The sequence below is a fragment of the Xanthomonas cassavae CFBP 4642 genome (genome assembly GCF_000454545.1).
Taxonomy (GTDB): Bacteria; Pseudomonadota; Gammaproteobacteria; order Xanthomonadales; family Xanthomonadaceae; genus Xanthomonas; species Xanthomonas cassavae.
Map to the genome: position 1 here is coordinate 4,524,534 of NZ_CM002139.1, position 23,279 is coordinate 4,547,812.

20 protein-coding genes are annotated in these 23,279 nt (G+C 67.6%); 7 read left to right on the forward strand and 13 right to left on the reverse strand.

What is annotated here, in order from left to right:
• The first annotated feature begins 60 nt into the window (after window positions 1-60).
• Window positions 61-276, forward strand: coding sequence for a hypothetical protein (locus XCSCFBP4642_RS0120155; protein WP_029221359.1), 216 nt, complete (start codon window positions 61-63; stop codon window positions 274-276).
• 149 nt (window positions 277-425) lie between these two features.
• Here the strand turns inward: XCSCFBP4642_RS0120155 and sppA are convergent, their stop codons facing one another.
• Window positions 426-2,327: a signal peptide peptidase SppA gene (gene sppA / locus XCSCFBP4642_RS0120160; protein ID WP_029221360.1), complete on the reverse strand. Its 1,902-nt coding sequence runs from the start codon at window positions 2,325-2,327 to the stop codon at window positions 426-428.
• A gap of 84 nt (window positions 2,328-2,411) precedes the next feature.
• On the reverse strand, window positions 2,412-3,788 hold the full coding sequence (locus tag XCSCFBP4642_RS0120165) for an MATE family efflux transporter (RefSeq protein WP_029221361.1): 1,377 nt from the start codon (window positions 3,786-3,788) through the stop codon (window positions 2,412-2,414).
• Window positions 3,789-4,042: 254 nt separating this feature from the next.
• Here XCSCFBP4642_RS0120165 and XCSCFBP4642_RS0120170 point away from each other — a divergent pair, with 254 nt between their 5' ends.
• Window positions 4,043-5,206 carry a DUF3667 domain-containing protein gene (locus XCSCFBP4642_RS0120170; protein ID WP_029221362.1) on the forward strand — a complete coding sequence of 388 codons (1,164 nt, stop codon included), beginning with the start codon at window positions 4,043-4,045 and terminating at the stop codon, window positions 5,204-5,206.
• A gap of 137 nt (window positions 5,207-5,343) precedes the next feature.
• On the opposite strand, the gene XCSCFBP4642_RS0120175 is transcribed toward XCSCFBP4642_RS0120170, so the two are convergent.
• Together XCSCFBP4642_RS0120175 and XCSCFBP4642_RS0120180 are read right to left on the reverse strand one after the other, a co-directional pair.
• On the reverse strand, window positions 5,344-5,928 hold the full coding sequence (locus tag XCSCFBP4642_RS0120175) for a DUF3106 domain-containing protein (RefSeq protein ID WP_029221363.1): 585 nt from the start codon (window positions 5,926-5,928) through the stop codon (window positions 5,344-5,346).
• Complete coding sequence (locus tag XCSCFBP4642_RS0120180) at window positions 5,915-6,946, reverse strand: membrane protein (protein WP_029221364.1); 1,032 nt, start codon at window positions 6,944-6,946, stop codon at window positions 5,915-5,917. The genes XCSCFBP4642_RS0120175 and XCSCFBP4642_RS0120180 overlap by 14 nt, the downstream gene beginning before the upstream one ends.
• 460 nt (window positions 6,947-7,406) lie before the next feature.
• Between XCSCFBP4642_RS0120180 and XCSCFBP4642_RS0120185 the strand changes: the two genes are divergently transcribed.
• Window positions 7,407-9,629: a primosomal protein N' gene (locus XCSCFBP4642_RS0120185; RefSeq protein WP_029221365.1), complete on the forward strand. Its 2,223-nt coding sequence runs from the start codon at window positions 7,407-7,409 to the stop codon at window positions 9,627-9,629.
• A 235-nt stretch (window positions 9,630-9,864) separates the two neighbouring features.
• On the opposite strand, the gene XCSCFBP4642_RS0120190 is transcribed toward XCSCFBP4642_RS0120185, so the two are convergent.
• From XCSCFBP4642_RS0120190 to XCSCFBP4642_RS0120200, 3 genes are read right to left on the reverse strand one after another with little or no spacing between them, the layout of a single operon-like run.
• Window positions 9,865-10,521 carry a glutathione S-transferase family protein gene (locus XCSCFBP4642_RS0120190; protein ID WP_029221366.1) on the reverse strand — a complete coding sequence of 219 codons (657 nt, stop codon included), beginning with the start codon at window positions 10,519-10,521 and terminating at the stop codon, window positions 9,865-9,867.
• Window positions 10,522-10,523: 2 nt separating this feature from the next.
• Complete coding sequence (locus XCSCFBP4642_RS0120195) at window positions 10,524-11,351, reverse strand: NYN domain-containing protein (protein WP_029221367.1); 828 nt, start codon at window positions 11,349-11,351, stop codon at window positions 10,524-10,526.
• Window positions 11,348-11,920 (reverse strand): hypothetical protein, encoded by a 573-nt coding sequence (locus tag XCSCFBP4642_RS0120200; RefSeq protein WP_029221368.1) that lies wholly within the window; start codon window positions 11,918-11,920, stop codon window positions 11,348-11,350. The genes XCSCFBP4642_RS0120195 and XCSCFBP4642_RS0120200 overlap by 4 nt, the downstream gene beginning before the upstream one ends.
• 118 nt (window positions 11,921-12,038) lie before the next feature.
• On the opposite strand from XCSCFBP4642_RS0120200, the gene XCSCFBP4642_RS0120205 reads away from it, so the two are divergent.
• Window positions 12,039-13,331, forward strand: coding sequence for an NAD(P)/FAD-dependent oxidoreductase (locus XCSCFBP4642_RS0120205; protein WP_029221369.1), 1,293 nt, complete (start codon window positions 12,039-12,041; stop codon window positions 13,329-13,331).
• A gap of 52 nt (window positions 13,332-13,383) precedes the next feature.
• Window positions 13,384-13,998 carry a trimeric intracellular cation channel family protein gene (locus XCSCFBP4642_RS0120210; RefSeq protein WP_029221370.1) on the forward strand — a complete coding sequence of 205 codons (615 nt, stop codon included), beginning with the start codon at window positions 13,384-13,386 and terminating at the stop codon, window positions 13,996-13,998.
• A 111-nt stretch (window positions 13,999-14,109) separates the two neighbouring features.
• On the opposite strand, the gene rpoH is transcribed toward XCSCFBP4642_RS0120210, so the two are convergent.
• From rpoH to rhlB, 6 genes are all read right to left on the reverse strand, one after another.
• Entirely contained in the window at window positions 14,110-14,985 is an 876-nt protein-coding gene (rpoH, locus tag XCSCFBP4642_RS0120215) for an RNA polymerase sigma factor RpoH (protein ID WP_029221371.1), read from the reverse strand.
• A 198-nt stretch (window positions 14,986-15,183) separates the two neighbouring features.
• The gene (ung, locus tag XCSCFBP4642_RS0120220) at window positions 15,184-15,909 is read right to left on the reverse strand and encodes a uracil-DNA glycosylase (RefSeq protein WP_029221372.1); all 726 of its coding nucleotides are present in this window, start codon (window positions 15,907-15,909) and stop codon (window positions 15,184-15,186) included.
• Entirely contained in the window at window positions 15,906-16,748 is an 843-nt protein-coding gene (locus XCSCFBP4642_RS0120225) for a response regulator (protein WP_029221373.1), read from the reverse strand. Before XCSCFBP4642_RS0120225 ends, ung begins: the two co-directional genes overlap by 4 nt.
• Before the next feature lie 8 nt (window positions 16,749-16,756).
• Window positions 16,757-17,707 (reverse strand): permease-like cell division protein FtsX, encoded by a 951-nt coding sequence (gene ftsX, locus XCSCFBP4642_RS0120230; RefSeq protein WP_029221374.1) that lies wholly within the window; start codon window positions 17,705-17,707, stop codon window positions 16,757-16,759.
• Window positions 17,704-18,390 carry a cell division ATP-binding protein FtsE gene (gene ftsE / locus XCSCFBP4642_RS0120235; RefSeq protein WP_003484499.1) on the reverse strand — a complete coding sequence of 229 codons (687 nt, stop codon included), beginning with the start codon at window positions 18,388-18,390 and terminating at the stop codon, window positions 17,704-17,706. Before ftsE ends, ftsX begins: the two co-directional genes overlap by 4 nt.
• 75 nt (window positions 18,391-18,465) lie before the next feature.
• The gene (gene rhlB, locus XCSCFBP4642_RS0120240; RefSeq protein ID WP_029221375.1) at window positions 18,466-20,184 is read right to left on the reverse strand and encodes an ATP-dependent RNA helicase RhlB; all 1,719 of its coding nucleotides are present in this window, start codon (window positions 20,182-20,184) and stop codon (window positions 18,466-18,468) included.
• A 197-nt stretch (window positions 20,185-20,381) separates the two neighbouring features.
• Here rhlB and trxA point away from each other — a divergent pair, with 197 nt between their 5' ends.
• Both trxA and rho read left to right on the forward strand, forming a co-directional pair.
• On the forward strand, window positions 20,382-20,723 hold the full coding sequence (gene trxA / locus XCSCFBP4642_RS0120245) for a thioredoxin TrxA (protein WP_029221376.1): 342 nt from the start codon (window positions 20,382-20,384) through the stop codon (window positions 20,721-20,723).
• Window positions 20,724-20,941: 218 nt separating this feature from the next.
• The gene (rho, locus tag XCSCFBP4642_RS0120250; RefSeq protein ID WP_033898604.1) at window positions 20,942-22,831 is read left to right on the forward strand and encodes a transcription termination factor Rho; all 1,890 of its coding nucleotides are present in this window, start codon (window positions 20,942-20,944) and stop codon (window positions 22,829-22,831) included.
• Window positions 22,832-23,279: the final 448 nt, after the last annotated feature.

The window sequence follows — 23,279 nt, forward strand, 5'->3', positions numbered from 1 at the left end:
GTTGACGCGGCGCGACGGCAGCGGCGTTAGGATACCGCCACACCGAGCGAGGTCACGACGATGAAACTGCACTGGATGCTTGCCGCCGTTCTGGCGTTGCCGGTTGCGGCCTGCCAGCGCCCGCAACCGGCGCCCACCGATCAAAAGCCCGATCCGCAGGCAACTGCCTTGCGCGACCACATCCAGGCGCCGCTGAACCAGGCGCACGCCGTGCAGGCCGCCAGCGACCAGGCGGCCGAAGATCAGCGCAAGGCCATCGATGCCGCCACGCAGTAAGCGGCGCGGCGCCGACTAGCCGCACCCAACACGGCGGCACCGCTGTCAGTCGGCACCCGGCAGGGACGCGCCGTCGCCTCATGCCGCAAAACCACAACGCCGGCACATGGCCGGCGTCGTCGCTGCAGTACATCGACACACCTGCCGGGTCAGAACCCGCAGAAGCAGTACGCCAGCGCCTTCACCGGCGTGCCGCCGGCCTTGCCGTCATGCACGGCGTCTTCGACGAAGCGCAACTGCGTGTCCACTTCCGGCAGCGAGCGCGCCAGCACTGCGCGGGCCACGCCCGAATCGCCCAGCATCCAGGCGCCCATGCGGCTGCCGGCAAAGCCGCTCATGAACTGCGAGAACGGGGTGGCCGGCTTTTCCACATAGCGGACGCGGAACTTGCCGCGGCCCAGCTTGGCGCGGTCGGCCGCGTCGGCCACCGCTTCCTGCATGCCGCCGAAGGCATCCACCAGACCGTGCTGCCTGGCCTGCGCACCGCTCCACACCCGACCACGCGCCACCTTGTCGATCGCCTCCACCGACTGGTGCCGCGCCTGCGCCACCTTGCCGGTGAAATCGGCATAGCCCTTGTTGATCACCGACTGGATCACCTGGCCGGCGACCGGATCCAGCGGGCGAGTGATATCGAAGGCGCCGGCAAAGCGCGTGGTGCCCACGCCGTCGGTATGCACGCCGATCTTGTCCAGCGCGCGGGTCAGGTTGGGCACCATGCCGAAGATGCCGATCGAACCGCTGATCGTGGACGGGTCGGCGTAGATGCGATCAGCATTCATGCTGATCCAGTACCCGCCCGAGGCGGCCAGGTCGCCCATCGATACCACCACCGGCTTGCCGGCCTGCTTGAGCGCGACCACTTCTCGCCGGATCAGTTCCGAGGCGAACACTTCGCCGCCGGGCGAATCCACCCGCAGCACCACCGCCTTGACCTGCTCGTCGTCGCGCGCCTGACGCAGCAGCGCGGCAGTGGACTCGCCACCGATGCGGCCGGCCGGCTGCTCGCCACCGCTGATCTCGCCGGCTGCCACGATCACGGCCACCTGCGGGCGGCTGTCCATCGGCGAGCGCTGCGCCTGCAACTGGCTCAGGTAATCGTTGAAGCCGATATTGCGGAAGCCACTGTCGGCATCGCTGTCGGCGACGCCGCGCTTGGTCAGCAGCGCATCGACTTCTTCGCGGGTCTTGAGCCCGTCCACCAGCTTCTGCTGCAGCGCGAACTTGGCCAGGTCGCCGCCGGCGGCCACCACGCCTTCGGGCAAGGTATCGATGCCGGCGGTCAGCTGCGCAGGCGTGAGCTTGCGCGCGGTGCCCACGTCGGCCAGGTAGCGCTGCCACACGTCGTTCATCCAGAACAGGTCCGCTTCCTTGGCGTCGGCCGAGGCCGCGTCGAGGATGTACGGCTCGGCGGCGGACTTGTACTCGCCGACGCGGAACAGGTGCACGTCCACGCCGAGCTTGTCCTGCAGGCCTTCGCGGAAGTACTGGCGATAACGGCCAAGCCCTTCCAGCAGCACGCTGCCCATCGGATCCAGGTACACCTCGTTGGCCTGCGCGGCGAGCAGGTACTGACCCTGGCTCATGCTCTCGCTGAAGGCCACGATCTGCTTGCCGGACGCGCGCAGCTTCTGCAGCGCAGCGGCCACCTCGCGCTGCGAGGCGAAGCCGGACGGCTGCAGCTTGTCCAGGTTCAACACCACCCGCTCGATCTTGCGGTCCTTGCCGGCGGCTTCGATCACCCGCACCAGGTCGCGCAGCTGCACTTCTTCGGCGCTCTTGTCGCCCACCGCCTTGGCCAGCGACCGGCTCACCGGGTCGGCGCTGAATTGCTCCACCAGCGTGCCTTCGGGATTGATCACCAGCGTGGTGCGCTCGGCCAGCGGCTTGGTGCCGTCGCCGCGCGCCATCGCCACCACCAACACCAGCAGCAACAGGAACAGAACACCGAAGAACACCAGGTTGAAGATCAGGCGCCGGGTGAAATTCATCACATCCCACAGGCCGACGAAGAAGCTGGCGATGGGACTGCGACGCACGGGGTGATTCATGGAAAACTCCGTCGAAAAGACGTTGCGGACAGATCGTGGCGCCCAGCATACCGGCTGCGCCGTGCATGCGGCATGCGCTGAAAGTCAGGGTGCCGCAGTGGCGGTCAGCCGCCGGCTGGTCTGACGGAAGCGCAATCCCATCAGGACCGACGCCACGGTCAGGCCCAGGATCAGGCCAACCCACATGCCTTGCGGCCCCCAACCAAGCCCCAGTCCGAGCCCGGCGCCGATCGGCATGCCCACGCCCCAATACGAGACCATGGCCAGAAACATCGGCACACACGTGTCCTTGAGCCCGCGCAGCGCGCCGGCCGACAACACCTGGATGCCATCGGGAAACTGGAAGGTGGCGGCAAACAGCAGCAGCAGCGAGGCCAGCGCGGCCACCGCCGCATCGTCGGTATACACGCTCACGATGACGTCGTGCCCCAGCAACAGCGCGCTGGCCGACAGCGCCTGGGTGCCCAGCACGATGGCGTAACCGGCCCAGGTGGCGCGACGCATCGCCAGCGGGTCGCCGCGGCCGACCGCGTGGCCCACGCGCACGGTGGTGGCCTCGGCCACGCCCATCGGGATCATGAAGCACAGCTGCGCGACGTTGACGGCGATCTGGTGCGCGGCCGCCTCGGTCGCGCCCAGCCGGCCGATCAGCAGCGCGGTGACGATGAACAACCCACCTTCCATCAACACGGTGATGCCGATCGGAAGGCCCGTGCGCAGCAGATCGCCGATCGCCCGCCAGCGCGGCCCTTCCAGGTGAGTGAACAACTCCAGATGCGCAAACCGCCGCGCGCGCCACAGGTACAGCGCAAACACGCTGGCCTGCACCCACATGGTGATCGCCGACGCCATGCCCAGCCCCTGCGCGCCATGTTCGGCAAACCCGAATCGGCCGTAGGTCAGCGCATAGCCCAGTGGCGCCAGCACCAGCAGCCCGCCGAAGCCCAGCAGCATGGTCGGCAACGTCCAGTGCATGCCCTCGCTGAGATAGCGCATGCAGAAGTAGAACGTCAGCGCGGGCACGCCCCAGCGCACCGCATGCAGGAAGTCGGTGGCGCCGGGCACGATGTCCGGCGCAATGCCGAAGGTCGGCAGCAGTGGCGGCACCACGCTCAGGAACGCGAACATCAGCGCGCTCAGCCCCAGCGACAACCACAGGGCCTGACGGAACAGCGGCCCGATCTCGCGCTCGCGCCCGGCGCCGAGCAGTTGCGACACCGAGGCGGTCAACGAAATCAGGGTGCCGATCGGCACCAGCATCGGCAACCACAGCAGCGAGGTGCCGATGGTCACCGCCGCCAGCGTGGCAGTGCCGTGGTGGCCGGCGATGACGTTATCGACGAAGCCGATCAAGCCGGTGGAGACGTGACCGAGTACCAGCGGCAGGGCCAGCAGGCCGGTGGTGCGCACTTCCGAGACGACGCCTGGCGTCGTGGACGCGGGTGTAGCAGAGACAGACATGACACACCGATCGCCGCGCGGACTGCGGCCGTGCCGGGAGGCGCTGGCACCGGGTCGCGCGGGGCCGCCATTTTACCCGCACTTCTCGACAGGGGGCTGGCACCCGGCAGCGCACGGCGATTGCGGTGGCCACACACCGTCATCGCCAATGGTGTGGGCCCGCGCCGCACGATACGCTGCATGGCCTGCCAGGCACGGCCGTGAGGCGGCTCGGCCCGGCACGCAGCGTCCCTCACCGCCAACCGGATCCGGCCATGTTCCTGCACCCGCCCACCGCGCATCCTTCGGACTGCGAGAACTGCGCCACTGCCCTGCAGGGCGCGTTCTGCCACGCCTGCGGCCAGAGCGCGCACAACCCGGTGCGCAGCGTTGCGCATGCGGTGGAAGAGGTCTTCGAATCGTTCTGGCACCTGGATGGACGAATCCTCCGCACCTTGCGCGACCTGCTGGTGCCCGGCCGCGTGGCGCAGCGGTTCCTGGGCGGCCATCGCGTGCGCTACGTCGCGCCGATGCGGCTGTTCCTGGTGCTGAACCTGCTGACATTCTTCATCGCCCGGCTGGCGGTGCATGCGTCAGACGACGCGCACGCGGTCACCGGGGCCGACGTCACCCAGACGTCGGTACCCAAGGACTTTGCGCATGCACGCACACCGGCACAGGTGGAAGCGGTTCGCGCGCAGTTGGTCGGCGCGCTGCTGCAGACCCGCAAGGTGGTTCCGGCGGGCATTGCCCGCGACGGCGTGGATGCCGGCATCGCCCGCGCCGAGAACGAAGCGCGTGAACGGCTGGCGCAACTGCATCAGGGCGCGCGCCTGGAAAGTGCCGCGCCGGCGGTGGATGCACCCGACAACGCCACGTTCTTTTCGGTGGCCGGCAAGCCCTGGGATCCGGTCAGCAATCCGCTGACATGGGCGCCGCTGCCGGCGTTCGCCAACCGCTGGCTCAACGTGCAGCTCCGCCATATCCGCGACAGCCTGCCGCGCCTGCGCAGCAACCCGCAACTGCTCTACAACGCCTTCTTCGCCGCGGTGCCGTCCACGTTGCTGGTGCTGGTACCGCTGTTTGCGTTGCTGTTGCGCGTGTTCTACCTGCGCAGCGGCCGGGTGTATCTGGAACATCTGGTGGTCGCGCTCTACAGCCACGCGTTCCTGTGCCTGAATCTGCTGGCCATGCTGCTGTTGTCGCTGCTGGCCGAGGCGCTGGTGCAGATCGCCAGCCCGATCGCCTGGAGCATCGGGCTGGTCCAGTTCGGGCTGACGCTGTGGATGCCGCTGTACCTGCTGTGGATGCAGCGGCGTGTGTATGGGCAGGGCTGGCCGCTGACGGTGCTGAAGTACGTTGGCCTGGGCGGCATCTATCTGGTCGTCGTCACCGTGGCCGCTGCGCTGCTGATGGTGGCCAGCCTGGCGCGTCTTTAATCAGGCCTTGCAGATTCAAGCAGGCATGGAGCACCGCTTCAGCGCTGGCTGCGATCAGGCTTGCGTTGCGGCGGTGTGCGCAGTTGCCATCGAAGGTGCGGCGTGTCAGCGCTTACCCACCGCCGCGGCGCGGGCCATCAACGCGCCAGCTGACGGCTCAACCAGCTGCCGCGCGTGGCCGGCGCCTGCGCCAGCAGTGCCTCACGCAGACCATCGCGCTCCTGTGGCGGCGTGCGTTGCGCCAGGACCGCCAGCTGCGCCAGCTGGCCGGCATCCAGGCTACGCAGCACGGCCAACACCTGCTCGCGCTGCGCCACCGGCACATAGCCAACCAGCGGCTGCAGCTGCGGATAGAAGTTGCCCAGCTGCGAGCCCAGGCGCCAACCGTCCCGGTGCAGGCGATCCAGTGCGGTGAACTGGGTGCGCAGGGCGCGCTGCTGGTCCTCGGGCAGCCCCTGCAGGCGCTCGCGAGCCTGGCGCAGCACCACCCGGTCGGTGGCGGTCAGGTCCTTCCAGGCGGCGTAGCGGGCGCGCAGGTCGGCCTGCTGCACGGGCGTCAGTGCGGCCCAGCGCGCGCGTTGCTGCGCGGCGCTGGGCGCGGCCGACGACGTCGCAGCGGACGCCGTGGCGCCACCTTCATCCAGCGCGGCCGGCAGGGCCTGCGCACCGGCGCTGCCGATGACGGCGCACAGCAATAGTGCTGCCCAGTTAGTTTTCGTCATCGACAGTCTCCAGTGGCGCCGACGACTGTTCGGCTGCGGTGGCGTGTGCGCCGGATTCGTCGGCCGGGATCGGATGCCCGGCCGCATACCAGGCGTAGAAATCGGCCGAACGCGCCAGTTCCAGGTCGGGGTCGGCCAGCATCGTCTGGTCGCGTGCATCCAGCGCGGGGGCGGCGGGCTGATCCGGCAGGTCGGCCGCCGGCAGTTCTTCCACCAGGACCGGGGCGGCATCGGTCACATGCAGCACGCCCGCCGGGGCCTGCGACACCGGCTCCGGCGGCAATACCGGCCGGCGATGCGTCCACCACCAGGCCAACACCGCCACCACCATCGCCAGTGCCAGCACGCCCAGCGCGATGCCGGCCTGGCGGCGATCGACCCGGGGCCATTGCCATTGCCGCCTGCTGCGCACGCGCGCAGGACGCTGCCGCACCGGCGACGGCGAGGGCTCTGCCGGGGTGGCCGGCTGCAACGGCATGCCGGCCAGCGCCGCATCGCGCAGCTGACTCAACCGGCTGAGCTGGGACGGGTTGAGGTCGCGCAACTCCTGCTGCGCCGCCTCGGCCAGCACCCGCCACGCCTGGGCGTCCGGGTTGCCTGCCGCATCGCGTGGGCAGGCGCGTGCCAGCGCCTGGCGATAATCCGCCACGGCCACGCCCTGGACCTCGCTGGCGGCATCCTCCTCCAGCCCGGCCACGATCCGCAGCAGCAGCGCCAGCCGGTCGGAGGTCTGCATCCGGCCCAGTGCCGTGAAGGGCGGCAACCAGGTGCCCGGCATGGGGTCGCGCCGCAGTGGCGGCGCCGCCGCCAGCAGGCTCCAGAAGCGCATCGGCCAGCCAGCCATCGGCCGCCCGGCCGCCTGGCTACTGAAGGCACGCAGCGCCGCCGCCAGGGCCCGCTCGGCCGCTGCCCCGTCGCCGCCCTGCAGCTGTGCGAGCACCAGGCCCCGGCGTTCGACGCCCCGCAGGAAGGCTGACAGCGCGGCGGGGGTAACGGGGGCGTCGGGGACTACGGTCATGTGAACTCCAGCATCGGCCGGCATGATACCGACGCAGATCGGCCGCGCCGACCGCTTGACAGATCGCCACGTCGTTGCTCCGCTCCCGACCGCTGTCCGCGCACGTTGTGCACAGCGGCAGACATACCGATACGCCCCCGTCTGTCAACTGGTTTTTTTTCTTTGTTGCATTCGTGTTTCACGCCCAACCGATTGATCTATAAGCATTTTCACCAGATGGCGAAAAAATGTCCAAGAGGTTGCCAAGGCAAGTGAATCCGCCTTCACGGCGTGGAGCACGCGCGTAATTCACAGGTTTATCCACAGGCAGTGTGGATAAACCGGTTTCCTGAGCCCTCACATAGGTTTACGTCGTATTTATCACTTCGGTCACAGAAAAGCGCTGCAACTGATCACACCGCTTTCACGCGCACAAACCGGCCTGCTCGGGCCCGCTGGACAGTATCGGTAGACTGGGCGAATGCCTTCGACTGTCACCACGCTGCGCGTCGCCCTGCCGGTGCCGCTGCCGCAATTGTTCGATTACCTGCCCCCCGCCGATGCCGCGCAGCCCGGTCAAGGGCGGGTGGGCTGCCGGGTGCGGGTGCCGTTCGGCCCGCGCGAGCTGGTCGGGGTGGTGGTGGAGATCGGCCAGCTGCCGTCGGCCGACGGGCTGCGCCCGGCGCTGGAGTGGTGCGATGCGGCGCCGCTGCTGGTGGATGAACTGGCCCGCTCGTTGCAATGGCTGGCCCGCTACACGCATGCGCCGCTGGGCGAGGCCCAGGCCAGCGCCCTGCCCGGCCCGCTGCGCCGCGGCGAGCCGCTGGCCGACACCCACGCCTGGGCCTGGCAGCTCACTGAGGCCGGGCACACCGGTGCGAGCAGCCTGCGCGCCGGCAGCCGCCCCGCCTTGCTGGCTGGCCTGCTGCAGGCCGGCGCACTGAGCGAAGACCAGTTGGACCCGCTGCTGCCGCAGTGGCGGCAGGCCGCGCGCAGCCTGACCAAGCGTGGCCATGCCGAACGCGTGGCGGTGGCTGCCGATGCCCTCCCGCCCCGTCCCGGCAGCGGCCCGGCGCTCAACGACGAGCAACAGGCCGCAGCCGTGGCGATTCGTGCGCGCAGCGGCTTTGCCACCTATCTGCTCGATGGCGTCACCGGCAGCGGCAAGACCGAGGTCTATCTGCAGGCGATCGCCGACTGCCTGGCCGCCGGCCGCCAGGCGCTGGTGCTGGTCCCGGAGATCGGGCTAACCCCGCAAACATTGGGCCGTTTCCGCGCGCGCCTGGGGGTGCCGGTGCATGCACTGCACTCGGGCCTGTCCGATGGCGAGCGCGCCCGCGTCTGGGCCGCGGCCTGGCGCGGCGAAGCCCAGTTGATCGTCGGCACCCGCTCGGCGGTGTTCACGCCGCTGCCCAGGGCCGGGCTGATCGTGATCGACGAGGAGCACGACGGCAGCTACAAGCAACAGGACGGCATCCGCTATCACGCCCGCGACTTCGCCTTGGTGCGCGGCAAGGCGCTGGACGTGCCGGTGATCCTGGGCAGCGCCACGCCCTCGCTGGAAAGCCTGCACAACGCCTACGCCGGTCGCTACCGGCACCTGCGCCTGTCGCGCCGGGCCGGCGAAGCGCGCCCGCCGCGCGTGCGCGTGCTGGACGTGCGCAAGCGCCCGCTCAAGGACGGGCTCTCGCCGGAGGTGCTGGCCGGCATCGGCGCCACCCTGGCCCGCGGCGAACAGGTGCTGGTATTCAAGAACCGCCGCGGTTACGCGCCGGTGCTGCTGTGCCACGACTGCGGCTGGACCGCGGCCTGCCAACGCTGCAGCACGCCGTTGCACCAGACCCCGATGACCGTGCATGCCGGCGGCCGCCGCCTGCAATGCCATCACTGCGGCGCGCGCCAGCCCGCGCCGTTGGCCTGCCCGGCCTGCGCCAGCCTGGCGCTGCAGCCGCAGGGCATCGGCACCGAGCGGCTGGAAGAACGCCTCAGCGAGGCCTTCCCGGACGTGCCGGTGGTGCGCATCGACCGCAGCACCACCCAGCGCCGCGACGCCCTGGAAACCCAACTCGCCCGGCTCGGCAACGCGGCCGGCATCCTGGTCGGTACCCAGATCCTGGCCAAGGGCCACGACCTGCCACGGCTGACCATGGTGGTGGTGGTGGGCATCGACGAGGGCCTGTTCTCTGCAGACTTCCGCGCGGCCGAAAAACTCTCCCAGCAGCTGATCCAGGTGGCAGGACGCGCCGGGCGCGCCGATCGCCCCGGCGAGGTGTGGCTGCAGACGCACCATCCCGACCATCCCCTGCTGCAGACCCTGGTCAACGGCGGCTATCACGCCTTTGCCGATGCCGAGTTGCAGCAACGCCAGGCCGCCGGCTTCCCGCCGTTCGCCCACCTGGCACTGTTCCGCGCCGAGGCCAAGGACGTGGCGGCGGCCAACCAGTTCCTGCAGGCGGTGCGCAGCCTGACCAGCGCAGACGACGGCGTGCCCACGCACGCCGTGGCGGCAGTCGAATGCTATGGCCCGATGCCGGCGCCGATGCCGCGCCGCGCCGGCTTCCAGCGCACCCAACTGCTGTTGTCGGCGCAACAACGCGTGGCATTGCATCGCCTGCTCGACACCCAACTGCCGGCCATCTACGCGCTGCCGCAGGCGCGGCGCGTGCGCTGGTCGCTGGATGTGGATCCGATCGATCTGTATTAAGGCCGGTGCGTCTCGCGCACCGGCAGCAGCCGGATCCACGGTGCGCGATCTCTCCGGGTTTTGCAGGAGCGCACCTGGGCGCGACGTGGCATTACCGGCACTGCCCTCGCGCCCGGGTGCGCTCCTACAGCAGACGCGATCCATCGGGCCGCGCGGTGTGCTGGCCCATTGATTTGCAGTCGCGGCGCGCATGTGCCTGCAATGCATCACGCAGGCCTCAGCGCAGGCACGACACTCAGGTCAGCGCCGTCATCACGCCACGCCGGTACGCCGGCCGCGCGCACAAGCGCTGATACCACTGGTGCAAATGCGGCAGCCCGGGCCGGTCGATCGGCATTTCGAACCAGGCGTAGATGAAACTTCCGAGCGGAACATCGCCCATCGCGAATTGCTCGCCGGACAGATACGGCTGCTGCGCCAAGGCCGCATCCACGCGTGCCAGCAGCTCGCCCGACTGCGCCAGCGCAGCGGCAATGCGTACATGATCGCGCTCGGCCTCCGGTGTGCGCAGCACGCCCCAGAACAGATCGCGAAAGACACCGGCAAACGTCGATGTGGTCCAGTCCATCCAGCGATCGCCCAGCGCGCGCTCGGCCGGCGATGTCGGATACAGCGCCGGTGCGTACTGCGCAGCCAGATACCGCACAATCGCATTGGATTCCCACAGCACCAGCGCGCCATCCTGCAGCGTCGGCACCAGCCCGTTCGGGTTCAGCGCGCGATAGTCCGGCGTGGTGTTGCCACCGAACGCGCCCCCCACCTCGATCGAGGCATAGGCCACGCCGGCTTCTTCGGCGCACCACAACACCTTGCGTACATTGCTGGAATTGCGCCGGCCCCATAGCGTGATGGCGGGCGTTGCTGTAATGGGCACATTTGCGTCTTGCGTCATGCTCAGCTCCCTGCTGCAGGCTTGGCTGGCGCACGTGCCGAGCGCTTGGCAGCCGCGGGGCGTGTCGTCGCAGCAGTGGGCTGCGCCGGCTTGCCACGCCCACCCTTGGGCATGTCGCGCACCCACAATGCCTGCTCGTCCTGCTTGATCTCGAACAAGCCAATCGCGCGCACCAGATCGCTGAGCTTGCGATAGCCGTAGTTGCGCGGATCGAACGAGGCCTGGTTGGCCACCTGCTTGCCCACCGCGCTCAACAGCGCCCAGCCATCGTCTTCGCAGGCGCTGACGATAGCATTGCGCAGCATCTGCACCAGCCGCGTGTCGCTGCGCAATGCGGTCGCGTCCTTGCGCCCGGCGGCAGTGTCGCTGGCTGCGGCGGCCTGCTCGCCCAGCGCTTCCACGTAGGTGAATTTGGAGCAGGCATTGACGAACGGTGCCGGCGTCTTTTTCTCGCCAAAGCCATACACCTTCATGCCATCGGTCAGCAGGCGCATCACCAACGGGGTGAAGTCCGCATCGCTGGAGACGATGGCAAACCCGTCGAGGTTGCGCGCGTACAACAGGTCCATCGCGTCGATCACCATGGCCATGTCCGAGGCGTTCTTGCCCGAGCTATAGGCAAATTGCTGGATCGGCCGAATTGCATAATCGTGCAGCGCCGCTTCCCAGCCCTTCAGGTGCGGGCTCTTCCAGTTGCCGTAGGCGCGGCGCACATTGGCCACGCCGTAGCGCGCCACTTCCGCCAGCACCACATCGATCTTGCCGGCAGGCGCGTTGTCGGCGTCGATCAGCAAGGCGATCCGCTTGTCGGGATTGTCGGTCATGCTCAATGCTCCACTGCAGCGTCGGTGACGGTTTCCATTTCGGTTGCGGTCTCGATGTCCATTTCCGGATCTGTTTCGGCATCGGCATCGAGCGTGGCCTCTTCTGCCGTCTCTGCAGCCGGCAAGGTGGACTCGGTGCCATCGCGCAGGGTCAGCACCCCATCGCTCAGGATCTCCTGATCGGCGCCGGCACTGACCCAGGTCGCCTTGACGCGCCCGGCGCCCCGGTCGCCTTCCACATCGAACACGAACTCTTCGCCGCCCGGTGCCATTCCCGTGCGCAGCAGATCCACCCGCATGCTGCGGATCTGGCCGATATGTTCCTGCACCACCGCATCGTCCTGCAGCGCGCTGCGCGCCTGGCCGGTAAATACCGACCAGCCCGTGTCGACCAGCCACATGGCCGCGGCCAGCACCACCACCCCGAACAGACTCGCGCAGGCCAGGATGCCGATCAAGCCGATAGCCACGCCGCTGAGCGGCTTCCGGGCCGCAGGTGCCGCAGGGGCGATCGGTGCTGCAGCAGGCGCTGGCGCAGTTGGCAGCGGGAGCAGGGGCGGTGGGAACGAAGACATGCGAAGACCGTCGAAGATGATGCGACATGATGCCGCAGGCGCGCTGCGCCCACGCGTCATGTTCATTGGCACATTGGCATGCTGTCGAGCCCGCGTCGCGTTCCATCGGACTTCTACGATGACCTCTTCCCCCTCCCCCGCTCCGCTGCATCTGGTCGTGGTAGGTGGCGGTTTTGCCGGTTTGTGGGCGACCCGCGCGCTCGACGATCCCGGCATCCGCATCACCCTGATCGATCGCCAGAACCACCATCTGTTCCAGCCGCTGCTGTACCAGGTGGCCACCGCCGGCCTGTCGGCGCCGGACATCGCCGCGCCGTTGCGGCACATCCTGCGCGAGCAGCGCAATGTCGAAGTACAACTCGGCGATGTGGTCGAAATCGCGCCCGGCCGCCGCGAGGTGGTTCTGGCCGACGGCAAGACGGTCGGTTACGACCTGCTGCTGCTCGCCACCGGGGCCACGCATGCCTACTTCGGCAACGACCAGTGGGCCGAGCACGCGCCCGGGTTGAAGACGCTGTACGACGCGCTGGTGCTGCGCCGCAAGCTGCTACTGGCCTTCGAGCGCGCCGAAGCCGAAACCGATCCCGCCGCACGCGCCGCATGGCTCAGCTTTGCGGTGGTCGGCGGTGGCCCCACCGGCGTGGAACTGGCCGGCACCCTGGCCGAAATCGCCCGCCACACGCTCAAGAACGAATTCCGCCACATCGACCCGCGCCAGGCGCGGGTGCGCCTGGTCGAAGCCGGACCGCGCGTGCTGCCCTCGTTCCCGGACGACCTCACCGCCAAGGCGCGCAAGCAGTTGGAGCGCCTGGGCGTGGAAGTGCACACCGGCACCCCGGTCACCCGTATCGATGCGCTGGGCTACCAGCTCGGCGAGACCTTCGTGCCCGCGCGCACCGTGGTGTGGGCCGCGGGCGTGGCGGCCTCGCCGCTGGCGCGCACGCTCGGCGTGCCGCTGGACCGCGCCGGCCGGGTGCTGGTGGAGCCGGACCTGAGCGTGCCCGGCCATCCGGACATCTTCGTCGGCGGCGACCTCGCCTCGGTGCAGCAGGACGGACGGCCGGTGCCGGGCGTGGCGCCGGCGGCCAAGCAGATGGGCAAGCACATCGCCAAGGCGATCCGTGCACGTCAGCGCGGCCAGGCGGCAGCCGCGTTCCGGTACCAGGACTTCGGCAACCTGGCCACCATCGGGCGCATGGCGGCCATCGTGCACGTAGGCAAGCTCAAGCTGTCCGGCATCGTGGCGTGGTGGTTCTGGCTGGCCGCGCACGTCTACTTCCTGATCGGCTTCCGCAACCGCTTCGTGGTGCTGGTGAACTGGGCGATGGCGTACTGGAGCTACCAGCGCGCCGCGCGCATCATCTTCGGCGGCGCTACCGACGACCCGCCGCCCGACAGCAAGGACGGGTGACAGCGGCCCGCGCGGTACGCGATGCTGTGCGGCCTGATTCGACGGCCTGACCGTGGCGACTGTCCTGTTCCTGCTGGATCTGCTCGGCACCTTCGTGTTCGCCCTGAGCGGCGCGACGGTGGCGGTGCGCAATCGCCTGGATCTGTTCGGCGTGCTGGTGCTGTCGTGCGCGGCGGCGGTGTCCGGTGGCATCGTGCGCGATGTACTGATCGGCGCCACCCCGCCGGCCGCGCTGGTACAGCCGCAGTACCTGCTCACCGCCTGCCTGGCCGGCGTTGCCGGCTTCTATTGGCATGCGGCGGTAGAGCGCCTGCGCAACCCGGTGCAGATCTTCGATGCGGCGGGGCTGGCGCTGTTTGCGGTCTACGGCACCAGCAAGGCGCTGGATTACCACCTCAGCCCACTTAGCGCGACCTTGCTGGGCATGCTCAGCGGTATCGGCGGCGGCATCGCACGCGACCTGCTGGTCGCACGCACGCCGGTGGTGCTGCAGGCCGAACTGTATGCCGTGGCAGCGCTTGCCGGTGGCGGGCTGGTCGCGATCGGGCACATGCTGAAAGTGCCGCAGGCCTGGTCGCTGGCGACCGGCGCCGGTGTGTGTTTCGGCCTGCGTTTCATGGCTATCCGTTATGGCTGGCATCTGCCGGTGGCGCGCTCGCCGGAGTGAACTACCGGCCAAGCCCTCAAGGCCTGCTGCAACCTTTGCGCAAGGCGCCCCAATGCAAAACGGCCCGGGTTGCCCGGGCCGTCTTTCAACGTTTACCGCATGTCGGCTGGATCAGGCCACGAACAGCGCCTTCATCTTTTTCAGCGCATTCGCCTCGATCTGGCGGATACGCTCTGCCGACACGCCGTACTCGTCGGCCAATTCCTGCAGCGTCACCTTGGACTCCGAATCCAGCCAGCGACGCTTGACGATGTCACGCGAACGCGTGTCCAGGCCGGCCATGCCTTCGCGCAGCAATTGCAGCTGATTATCTTCGCTGTCGTGCCGCTCGTACGCCTGCGAGGGATCTTCCTCGTTGGCCACCAGATAGCTCACCGGCGACGGCGGGCCATGGTCGTCGTCCTCGTCCGAGGAGGCATCGAAGCCGATATCGCGCCCGGACAGGCGCGACTCCATCTCCATGACTTCACGCTCGGAGACGTTCAGATCCTTGGCCACCGCGGTCACTTCGGACGCGTTGAGCCAGCCCAGGCGGGTCTTGGACTTGCGCAGGTTGAAGAACAGCTTGCGCTGCGCCTTGGTCGTGGCGACCTTGACGATACGCCAGTTCTTCAGGATGAACTCGTGCATTTCCGCACGGATCCAATGCACCGCAAAACTGACCAGGCGCACGCCCATGTCCGGGTCGAAGCGCTTGACCGCCTTCATCAGGCCGATATTGCCTTCCTGGATCAGGTCGCCCAGCGGCAGGCTGTAGCCGTTGTAGCCGCGGGCCACATGCACCACGAAGCGCAAGTGGGAATGGACCAGTTCACGCGCCGCGTCCAAATCTAGCTCATCGCGGAAACGGCGGGCCAGATTCTGCTCCTCATCGACCGACAGCACCGGGATCTGGTGCACGGCACCGATGTAGGCGTCCAGCGAACCGAGCGCACTGGGAATCGGGAGATTGTTTGCCACAAGGGCAGTCGAAGTAGTCTGGTTCATAGGCACCATCTTAGCAGTCGAACTATTGGACTGCCGGGTATAGAAAGAGTTCCCAGCGTTCCATTCATAGGACATTCGGGCTGGAGATCCTTACGGCGTTCTACCGTGGAGCTCCCCGATTTCGATCACTACGCTACCACCGACACCCTGCGTAGACGGTGACAAATCTGCCGCCAATGGGCCTGGCGTCGGGGCCGTTCAGCCGGTGGCAGAGGTTGTGTCCAGGGCGTTGCGGGGCGGCAGCGACCAGTCGATCGGGCTCAGACCACGGCGCTGCAACTGCTCGTTGGTCCTGGAGAAATGCTTGCACCCCAGGAAACCGCGGTGCGCCGACAACGGTGAAGGATGCGGGGACTTGAACACGCGGTGCCGGGCCTGGTCGATGACCTTGCCCTTGGACTGTGCGTAACTGCCCCACAGCAGGAACACCAAGCCCTCGCGTTCGCGGTTGAGGGTCTCCACCACGTGGTCGGTGAAGCCTTCCCAGCCCTTGTTCTGGTGCGCGCCGGCCCGGCCCTGCTCCACCGTCAGCACCGCGTTGAGCAGCAGTACGCCCTGGCGCGCCCACGGCATCAGATAGCCATGATCGGGACGCGGGATGCCCAGATCGTCCTGGATTTCTTTGTAAATATTGAGCAGCGACGGCGGCACCGGCACGCCCGGCAACACCGAAAAGCACAGCCCATGCGCCTGGCCTTCGCCGTGATACGGATCCTGGCCCAGGATCACCACCTTGACCTGCTCGAACGGGGTGGCATCGAAGGCGGCGAAGATCTGCGGACCGGGCGGGAACACCCGCGCGCCGGCCGCCTTGCGCTGGCGCAAGAACGCAGACAGCTCCTGCATTTCCGGGCGCAGCAACCAATCACCCACCTTTGCCTTCCACGATGGTTCCAGCTGGATGCGTCCCTCCCCTTCGGTCATAGCATCACGGCCTGGTCTTCCAGGCGTGCCAGGCGCAGCTGGAACAGCACCTTGGTGACCAGCAGGCGCTCTTCGATGGGCTTTTGCACCAGATCGTTGGCACCGGCGCGCAGCAGCTCGGACTGGTTGCGCGGGTTGGTGTCGCCGGTCATCACCAGCACCGGCAGGCGGCGCTTGCCGTAGGCGAAGTCGATGCGGATGCGTTCGACCACATCGCGCCCATTGAGCTCGCCCTTGAGGGTGACGTCGGTCAGCACCACGTCGATGCGGCGCTCGGTCCGGCCCAGCGATTCGGCGGTGAGCAGCGCGAATGCGTCCTCGGCGGTGAGCACGTGCACCACCTTCAGGCTCTGGCGCTCGAGCATGCGCTTGGTCGCCTCGGCCACCACGCGGCTGTCCTCGATGTACAGCACGGTGGCGCCCACCACCGGCTCGGGCTGCACGTAGCCGCGGATGAAGGTGGCCAGGGCTTCGTGACCCAGCGCCTTGTCGAAATAGTCGGTGACGTATTCGGTGAAGCGGCGTTCGACCAGATGCTGTTGCGCATCGCCGGACACCACGATCACCGGCACATAGGCCTGGCCGGCGGCTTCGCGCACGCTGCGCGCCAGCGTCAGGCCGTCGCCATCGGGCAACGACAGCGAGGTGGTGACCAGATCCATGGCGCCGGCTTCCAGCGCGTCGCGCGCTTCGGCAATGCTGGAACAACCGATCACCTGCACATTGGGCAGGTCGCGCTTGAGCACGTCGGCAATGAGCTTGCGCACCAGCTTCGAGCCATCGACGACCATCACGCGCGGTGCGTCGCTGATCAGGTGTTTGAGATCTGGTGGATGCATGGCAGGCCTCAGGTCTCGGTGGGACGGGTCTGGCGGAGGAAGTGGCCGGTCACCAGCCAGGCGCCCAGCCAACCCAGCACCAGGGTACCGACAAGCACCATCGCAGAATGCAGCAGATCCAGCCCGTGCAGGGTAAAGGAACTGCCATAGCTATCGGCCAATGTTGCCAAAGGTGTACGCAAGGCCAGGCCGGAGGCGGCGATCAGAGCAAGCGCGACCGCGCCGGCGCCCAGGCCGTACCAGGCGCCCAGATACAGGAACGGGCGGCGGATGAAGCCGTCGCTGGCGCCCAGCAGCTGCAGCACGCCGATTTCCTCGCGCCGCGACTGGATGTCCAGCCGCACGGTGTTGCCGACCACCAGTACCGCGCCGATGCCGAGCAGGGCCGACAGCACCTGCACCAGACGCTCGCCAAAGTGCAGCCAGCCATCCAGACGCTTGCGCCACAGCGCATCGTGCTGCACCTGATCGGCCTGCGGCAGCGCCTGCAGCGCGCCGGCCAGTTGCGCATCATCGGCGGCATCGGTGGGGGTCACGATCAGCAAGGTGGGCAGCGGATTGTTGCCCAGCGCGTCGGCGGCCTCGTCGAGCTTTGCGCTCTCACGTAGCTCGGCCAAGCCTTGCTCGGGCGTACGCAACATCACCTTGGCGACGTCCGGACGGGCGCGTAACTCGCCGGCCAGCGCCTGCGCCGCATCGACGGCGATCTCGACCTTCAGGAACAGATTGATCTCGCGCGACTGCTGCACGCTGCCGGCCAGCAGCTTAACGTTGTCCAGCGCGATCGACAGCCCCAGCGGCAGCGCCAGCGCCAAGGCCATCACCACGATGGTCAGCAACGTGGCCCACGGCTTGCGCATTGCGCGGCCCAGGCTGAAGGCGATGCTGTGCAGGTGGTGGTCGATCCACACGCCGAACCGCGACGGCGCCACGGCTTCGGTATTGGCGAGCTTGCTCATTCGGCCAGATCCTGCGGCGAGATGTCGTCGACCAGGCGGCCGTGATCCAGGATCAGCACGCGCTTGCGCATCTGCTTGAGCAGCGCCAGATCATGGCTGACCACCAGCACGCTGGTGCCGCGCGCAGGCAGTTCGGCGAACAGCTGCATGATCTCGGCGGCCAGGGCCGGGTCCAGATTACCGGTGGGTTCGTCGGCCACCAGCAACCGCGGCTCGCCGACGATGGCACGCGCGATGCCAACGCGCTGTTGCTCGCCCGCAGAGAGCTGCGACGGCAAGGCCTTTTCGCGATGGGCCAGACCGATGCGCTCCAGCGCCGAGCGCACGCGCTTGCCGATCTCGGCACGCCGGGTGCCGCGCAGGATCAACGGCAACGCCACGTTCTCGGCGATGCTGCGGTCGTTGAGCAGACGATGGTCCTGATACACCGCGCCCACCTGGCGACGGTGCAGCGGAATCTGCCGGCCGCGCACCTTGAGCAGGTTGCGTTCGCCCAGCAGCACCGCGCCCTGGCTGGGCCGCTCGCTGAGGTGGATCAATTTGAGCAGGGTGCTTTTGCCGGCGCCGGAGTGGCCGGTCACGAACAGCATCTCGCCATCGGCCACTTCGAAGCTGACATCGGTCAGCGCCTGGTGGCCACCGGCGTAGTGCTTGCTGACGTTGTCGAAACGCAGAACGGTCATTCAGCGATTATGCCGGAGCGCCAGCGCTTGCGTCGCATCGCCGAACACCGGCGATGCGATTGCTTCGCCCGGACGTCAGTTGCCCGACACCAGCGAACGCAGGCGGCGCCCGATCCGGCTAAGCAACGATGGGCTGCCGGCCGGCTTGGCCGCGGCACGCACCGGCTTGGCGACCACCTGGGTGGGCTTGCGCGGCGCGGCGGGTGCCGGCACCGGCGTGGATGCCACGACCGGCTCGCCACCTTCGACCGGCCGGCCGTTGCGACGACGCCGCCGCTTGCGCGGTGCACGCTCGCCATCGGCGTTGATGGACGGGGCAACGGTTGCCGCGTCGGCAACCACCGGCGAAACCGATGCCACCGCTGCAACCGGCGCCTCGCCCTCCACACGCGGCTTGCGGCGCGGACGCGGCTTGCCATCGGCGCTGCCGCCGTCGCGACGACCGCCACCGCTACCGCTGCGCGAACCGCCACCGCCCGGACCGCTGCGGCCGCCACCACGGCGGGCCTCGTCGGCGGCACGCTGCTCGCGCGCCTCGCGGAAGATCGTGCCCACGCTGTCGCCAGCGTCGTCGCCGACCTCTTCGCCTTCCACCGGCGTGCGCGGTGTGCGCGGCAGCGGGGTCAGCAGCTCCGAGGTCACCGGCTCGACCGGGATCTTCTGCTCGATATAGGCCTCGATGTCCGGCAGGCTCATCGCATAGCGCTCGCAGGCGAAGCTGATCGCATCGCCTTCCTCGCCCAGCCGCGCGGTACGGCCGATGCGATGCACATAGTCCTCGGCGTCGAACGGCAGGTCGTAGTTGTAGACGTACTTGACCCCGTCGATATGCAGGCCACGCGCTGCCACGTCGGTGGCCACCAGGATTTCGAGCTGGCCCTTCTGGAAGCGGTTGAGCAGCGATTCGCGCTTCTTCTGCGGCACATCGCCCGACAACACGCCCACCCGATAGCCGTTGCGCTCCAGGGTGCGCGCCACCCGTTCGACGAATGCCTTGGTGTTGACGAACACCATGGTGCGCGCGCCTTCACTACGCGACAGCAGACCCAGCAGCAGCGTCTGCTTCTCTTCGTCGGCCGGGAAATAGATGCGCTGGCGCACCCGTGCGGCGGTGATGGACTCGGTTTCGACGACGAGCTTCTCCGGCTCGTTCATGTGTTCGTAGGCGAGCTCGAGCACGCGATGGCTGAGCGTGGCCGAGAACAGCAGGGTCTGCCGCGTACCGCGCTCGGGCATGCGCCGCAGCAGGAAGCGGATGTCCTTGATGAAGCCCAGGTCGAACATGCGGTCGGCTTCGTCCAGTACGCAGATCTCGCAGGCGTGCAGCGAGACCACCTTGTGCTGCTTGACGTAGTCGATCAGCCGGCCCGGGGTGGCGATGATCACGTCCACGCCCTGCTGCAGCAGTTCGCGCTGCTTGTCGTAGTCCACCCCGCCGTAGACCAGCGCAAAGCGCAGGCCCAGGTCGGCGCCGAACTTCACCGCGTCCTTGTGAATCTGGATCGCCAGTTCGCGGGTCGGGGCCAGGATCAGCGCGCGCGGATCTTCCGGCTTGCGGTCGGCCAGCGCCGGGCGGATCAGCAGGCGGTTCATCACCGCCACCAGGAACGCCAGGGTCTTGCCGGTACCGGTCTGGGCCTGGCCGGCGACATCGCCGCCCGGCAACGCGACCGGCAGGGTCAGCGCCTGGATCGGGGTACAGCGGGTAAACCCGGCGCTCTCCAGCCCGGCGATCAGCGCCGGATGCAGGTCGAACGAGGAAAAAGTCAAATCGGTCAGCGGTTTGTCGCTCATTATTCCGTCTTCGTGAGGCGCCCTGGGCAGCCCGGGCGCGGCTTGCATCGATGCCGACAGCGTCGCAAACTGCGGCTCTTGTGGCGGACAGCGCGGCTTCAGGACTGACACTTGATTCAGTCGCGCAATGCCCCAGTTTAACGCAATGTAGCGGCCTGCCCGATCGGGTGGGCCGTTTGGTTTCCAGGAGACCCAACGTGAGCGACAAGGTTCAACATGTCGGCGATGCCGATTTCGAGACAGCTGTACTGCAATCCTGCGAACCGGTTCTGGTGGATTTCTGGGCCGAATGGTGCGGCCCGTGCAAGATGATCGCCCCGGTGCTGGACGATCTGGCCGATACCTACCAGGGCAGGCTCAAGGTTGCCAAGGTCAATGTGGACCAGAACCGCGCCCTGGCCATCAAGTACCACGTCCGTTCGATCCCGATGCTGCTGTTGTTCAAGGACGGTGAGGTCCAGGCCAGCCAGATCGGGGCCGTTGGCAAGGGCCAGCTGACCCAGATGATCGACAAGACCTTGGGCGGTGCGGCCGCCTGAGTTGGGTGGGCGTCCAGCAATGGGCGCCTGCGCGGTTCGCCAGCAGTTAAATCCTGCCACGGCAGACGCTTGCGCGGCCACGCACCGCGGTGATAGTGTCAGTTGGTCCGGCACACGTTCGTGCGCCGCCGTACCCCTCTAGAAACTCTTCTAGACTCCCATCTACCAATAGTTCGCCCCCTAGCTGGGCGCTCGCACCTTAGCGAGGAATCACGCACTTGTCCGATCAACCTTCCTCCGATACCGGGAGCAGCCTCGACGCTCCCGTCGAGAAGCGCGTGCGCAAGCCGCGCGTGAGCAAGGCCGCCGTCGCCCATGACGATGTCGGCACGCAGCAACCCAACCTGCCCTTGCCCGCCAGCCCCGCACCCGATGCACCCCGCGCCCCGCAGGCACCGTCGCACGCTGCCGAATCGGCACCGGCGCAGACGTCCGGCGATGGCGCAGCTGCCAGCAGTAGCAGCGCTCCCAGCGCCTACCAGGGCGGCGACAGCCAGGGCGAGTCCCGCGAAGGTGGCCAGTCGCAGCAGCAGCGCTTCAATCAGGCGCAGCAACAGCAGAACCAGAATCAGGCGCAAAGCCAGGGCCAAAACCAAAACCAAGGTCAAGGTCAAGGTCAAGGTCAAGGTCAAGGTCAGCAGCAGGGTCAGGGCCAGAACGGCGGCCAGAACCAGCAGGGCCAGGGGCAGAATCAGCAGGGCAATCGCCGCGACCGGTTCCGCAACCGCCGCGACCGGGGGCCGCGCGACCGCTTCGGCAATGAAGGCGGCGGCATGCCGTCCTCCGATGGCAGCAACGAACCATTCGTGGCGCGTCCGCACCCAGCCGTGCCCGAGGGCTTCCCGGTCTATTCGCTGAGCGACCTCAAGCGGATGCCGGCGCAGAAGCTGCTGGACATCGCCGACCAGCTCAACATCCAGGAAGGCGTGGCGCGCGCGCGCAAGCAGGACGTGATCTTCGCCCTGCTCAAGGTGCTGACCCGTCATGGCGAAGGCGTTGCCGCCGACGGCGTGCTGGAAATCCTGCCCGATGGCTTTGGTTTCCTGCGTGCTGCCGAAGCCAGCTACCTGGCCGGCCCGGACGATACCTATATCTCGCCCAGCCAGATCCGCCGTTTCAACCTGCGTACCGGCGATCACCTGTCCGGCCGCATCCGCTTCCCCAAGGACGGCGAGCGCTATTTCGCGCTGTCGATCGTGGACACCATCAACGGTGAGCCGCTGGAAGCGAGCAAGAACAAGGTGCTGTTCGAGAACCTGACCCCGCTGTTCCCGCGTCGCCGCTTCCGTCTGGAACGTGGCGATGGGTCCACCGAAGACATCACCGGCCGCATCCTGGATCTGATGGCACCGCAGGGTAAGGGCCAGCGTGCGCTGATCGTCTCCCCGCCCAAGGCCGGTAAGACGATGATGATGCAGCAGGTGGCCACGGCCATCACCACCAATCACCCCGAAGTGCACATGATCGTGCTGCTGATCGACGAGCGCCCGGAAGAAGTGACCGAAATGCAGCGCACCGTGCGCGGCGAGGTCATCTCCTCCACGTTCGACGAGCCGGCTGCGCGCCACGTGCAGGTCGCCGAGATGGTGATCGAGCGCGCCAAGCGCCTGGTCGAGCACAAGAAGGACGTGGTGATCCTGCTCGACTCCATCACCCGCCTGGCGCGCGCCTACAACAACGTGGTGCCCAGCTCCGGCAAGGTGCTCACCGGTGGTGTGGACGCCAACGCCCTGCACCGCCCGAAGCGCTTCTTCGGTGCGGCGCGTAACGTGGAAGAAGGCGGCTCGCTGACCATCATCGCCACCGCGCTGGTGGAAACCGGCAGCAAGATGGACGAGGTGATCTACGAAGAGTTCAAGGGCACCGGCAACAGCGAAGTGCATCTGAACCGTCGCATCACCGAAAAGCGTGTGTACCCGGCGATCGACATCAACCGTTCGGGCACGCGCCGCGAAGATCTGCTGATCGAGCCGGAGCTGCTGCAGAAGATCTGGATCCTGCGCAAGCTGCTGCACCCGATGGACGAGATCGCCGCGATGGAATTCCTGCTGGACAAGATGAAGACCACCAAGTCCAACGACGAGTTCTTCAGTTCGATGAAGCGCTGAGGTCGGTTTGCATCAATGAGAGCCCCGCATTGCGGGGCTTTTTTGTTGTGGGCCAGTTGACCGGATGCAAGCATCGCTTCGGTGGATCTGCGTTGCCAGGCACGTGATCGGTGGGCTCGGCCCATCCAGGCGCCTTGGCGCGCCCTGCCTTCGCAGTGCCGGCAAACGCGGCGCACCCGGCCACACGCTGCCCGGAGCGCGCGCTTGCATCAGTGGTCGTGCGTTTAACCTTTTCTATGACCTTGAGATGTCTAGGAAACACTGGGCGTATCAGGCTTCAAATCGCTCCAGTCGATCACGATCACCGGCTGCTTGCCGCGCAACAGACAATGCGCCATGTTCTGCTCGATGGCTGATCGCTCGACCTGCAACCTGCGATTGCACAGCAGGCGGTCGCATGCCTTGAGGGGCGCACGTACCCGCGTCGCAGCGGGCCAAGCGCGTGCGA

Coding starts and splice junctions, on each gene's coding strand:
- XCSCFBP4642_RS0120155 (WP_029221359.1), top strand. CDS start 61: ATGAAACTGCACTGGATGCTTGCCGCCGTTCTGGCGTTGCCGGTTGCG.
- sppA (WP_029221360.1), bottom strand. CDS start 2,327: ATGAATCACCCCGTGCGTCGCAGTCCCATCGCCAGCTTCTTCGTCGGC.
- XCSCFBP4642_RS0120165 (WP_029221361.1), bottom strand. CDS start 3,788: ATGTCTGTCTCTGCTACACCCGCGTCCACGACGCCAGGCGTCGTCTCG.
- XCSCFBP4642_RS0120170 (WP_029221362.1), top strand. CDS start 4,043: ATGTTCCTGCACCCGCCCACCGCGCATCCTTCGGACTGCGAGAACTGC.
- XCSCFBP4642_RS0120175 (WP_029221363.1), bottom strand. CDS start 5,928: ATGACGAAAACTAACTGGGCAGCACTATTGCTGTGCGCCGTCATCGGC.
- XCSCFBP4642_RS0120180 (WP_029221364.1), bottom strand. CDS start 6,946: ATGACCGTAGTCCCCGACGCCCCCGTTACCCCCGCCGCGCTGTCAGCC.
- XCSCFBP4642_RS0120185 (WP_029221365.1), top strand. CDS start 7,407: ATGCCTTCGACTGTCACCACGCTGCGCGTCGCCCTGCCGGTGCCGCTG.
- XCSCFBP4642_RS0120190 (WP_029221366.1), bottom strand. CDS start 10,521: ATGACGCAAGACGCAAATGTGCCCATTACAGCAACGCCCGCCATCACG.
- XCSCFBP4642_RS0120200 (WP_029221368.1), bottom strand. CDS start 11,920: ATGTCTTCGTTCCCACCGCCCCTGCTCCCGCTGCCAACTGCGCCAGCG.
- XCSCFBP4642_RS0120205 (WP_029221369.1), top strand. CDS start 12,039: ATGACCTCTTCCCCCTCCCCCGCTCCGCTGCATCTGGTCGTGGTAGGT.
- rpoH (WP_029221371.1), bottom strand. CDS start 14,985: ATGAACCAGACTACTTCGACTGCCCTTGTGGCAAACAATCTCCCGATT.
- ung (WP_029221372.1), bottom strand. CDS start 15,909: ATGACCGAAGGGGAGGGACGCATCCAGCTGGAACCATCGTGGAAGGCA.
- XCSCFBP4642_RS0120225 (WP_029221373.1), bottom strand. CDS start 16,748: ATGCATCCACCAGATCTCAAACACCTGATCAGCGACGCACCGCGCGTG.
- ftsX (WP_029221374.1), bottom strand. CDS start 17,707: ATGAGCAAGCTCGCCAATACCGAAGCCGTGGCGCCGTCGCGGTTCGGC.
- ftsE (WP_003484499.1), bottom strand. CDS start 18,390: ATGACCGTTCTGCGTTTCGACAACGTCAGCAAGCACTACGCCGGTGGC.
- rhlB (WP_029221375.1), bottom strand. CDS start 20,184: ATGAGCGACAAACCGCTGACCGATTTGACTTTTTCCTCGTTCGACCTG.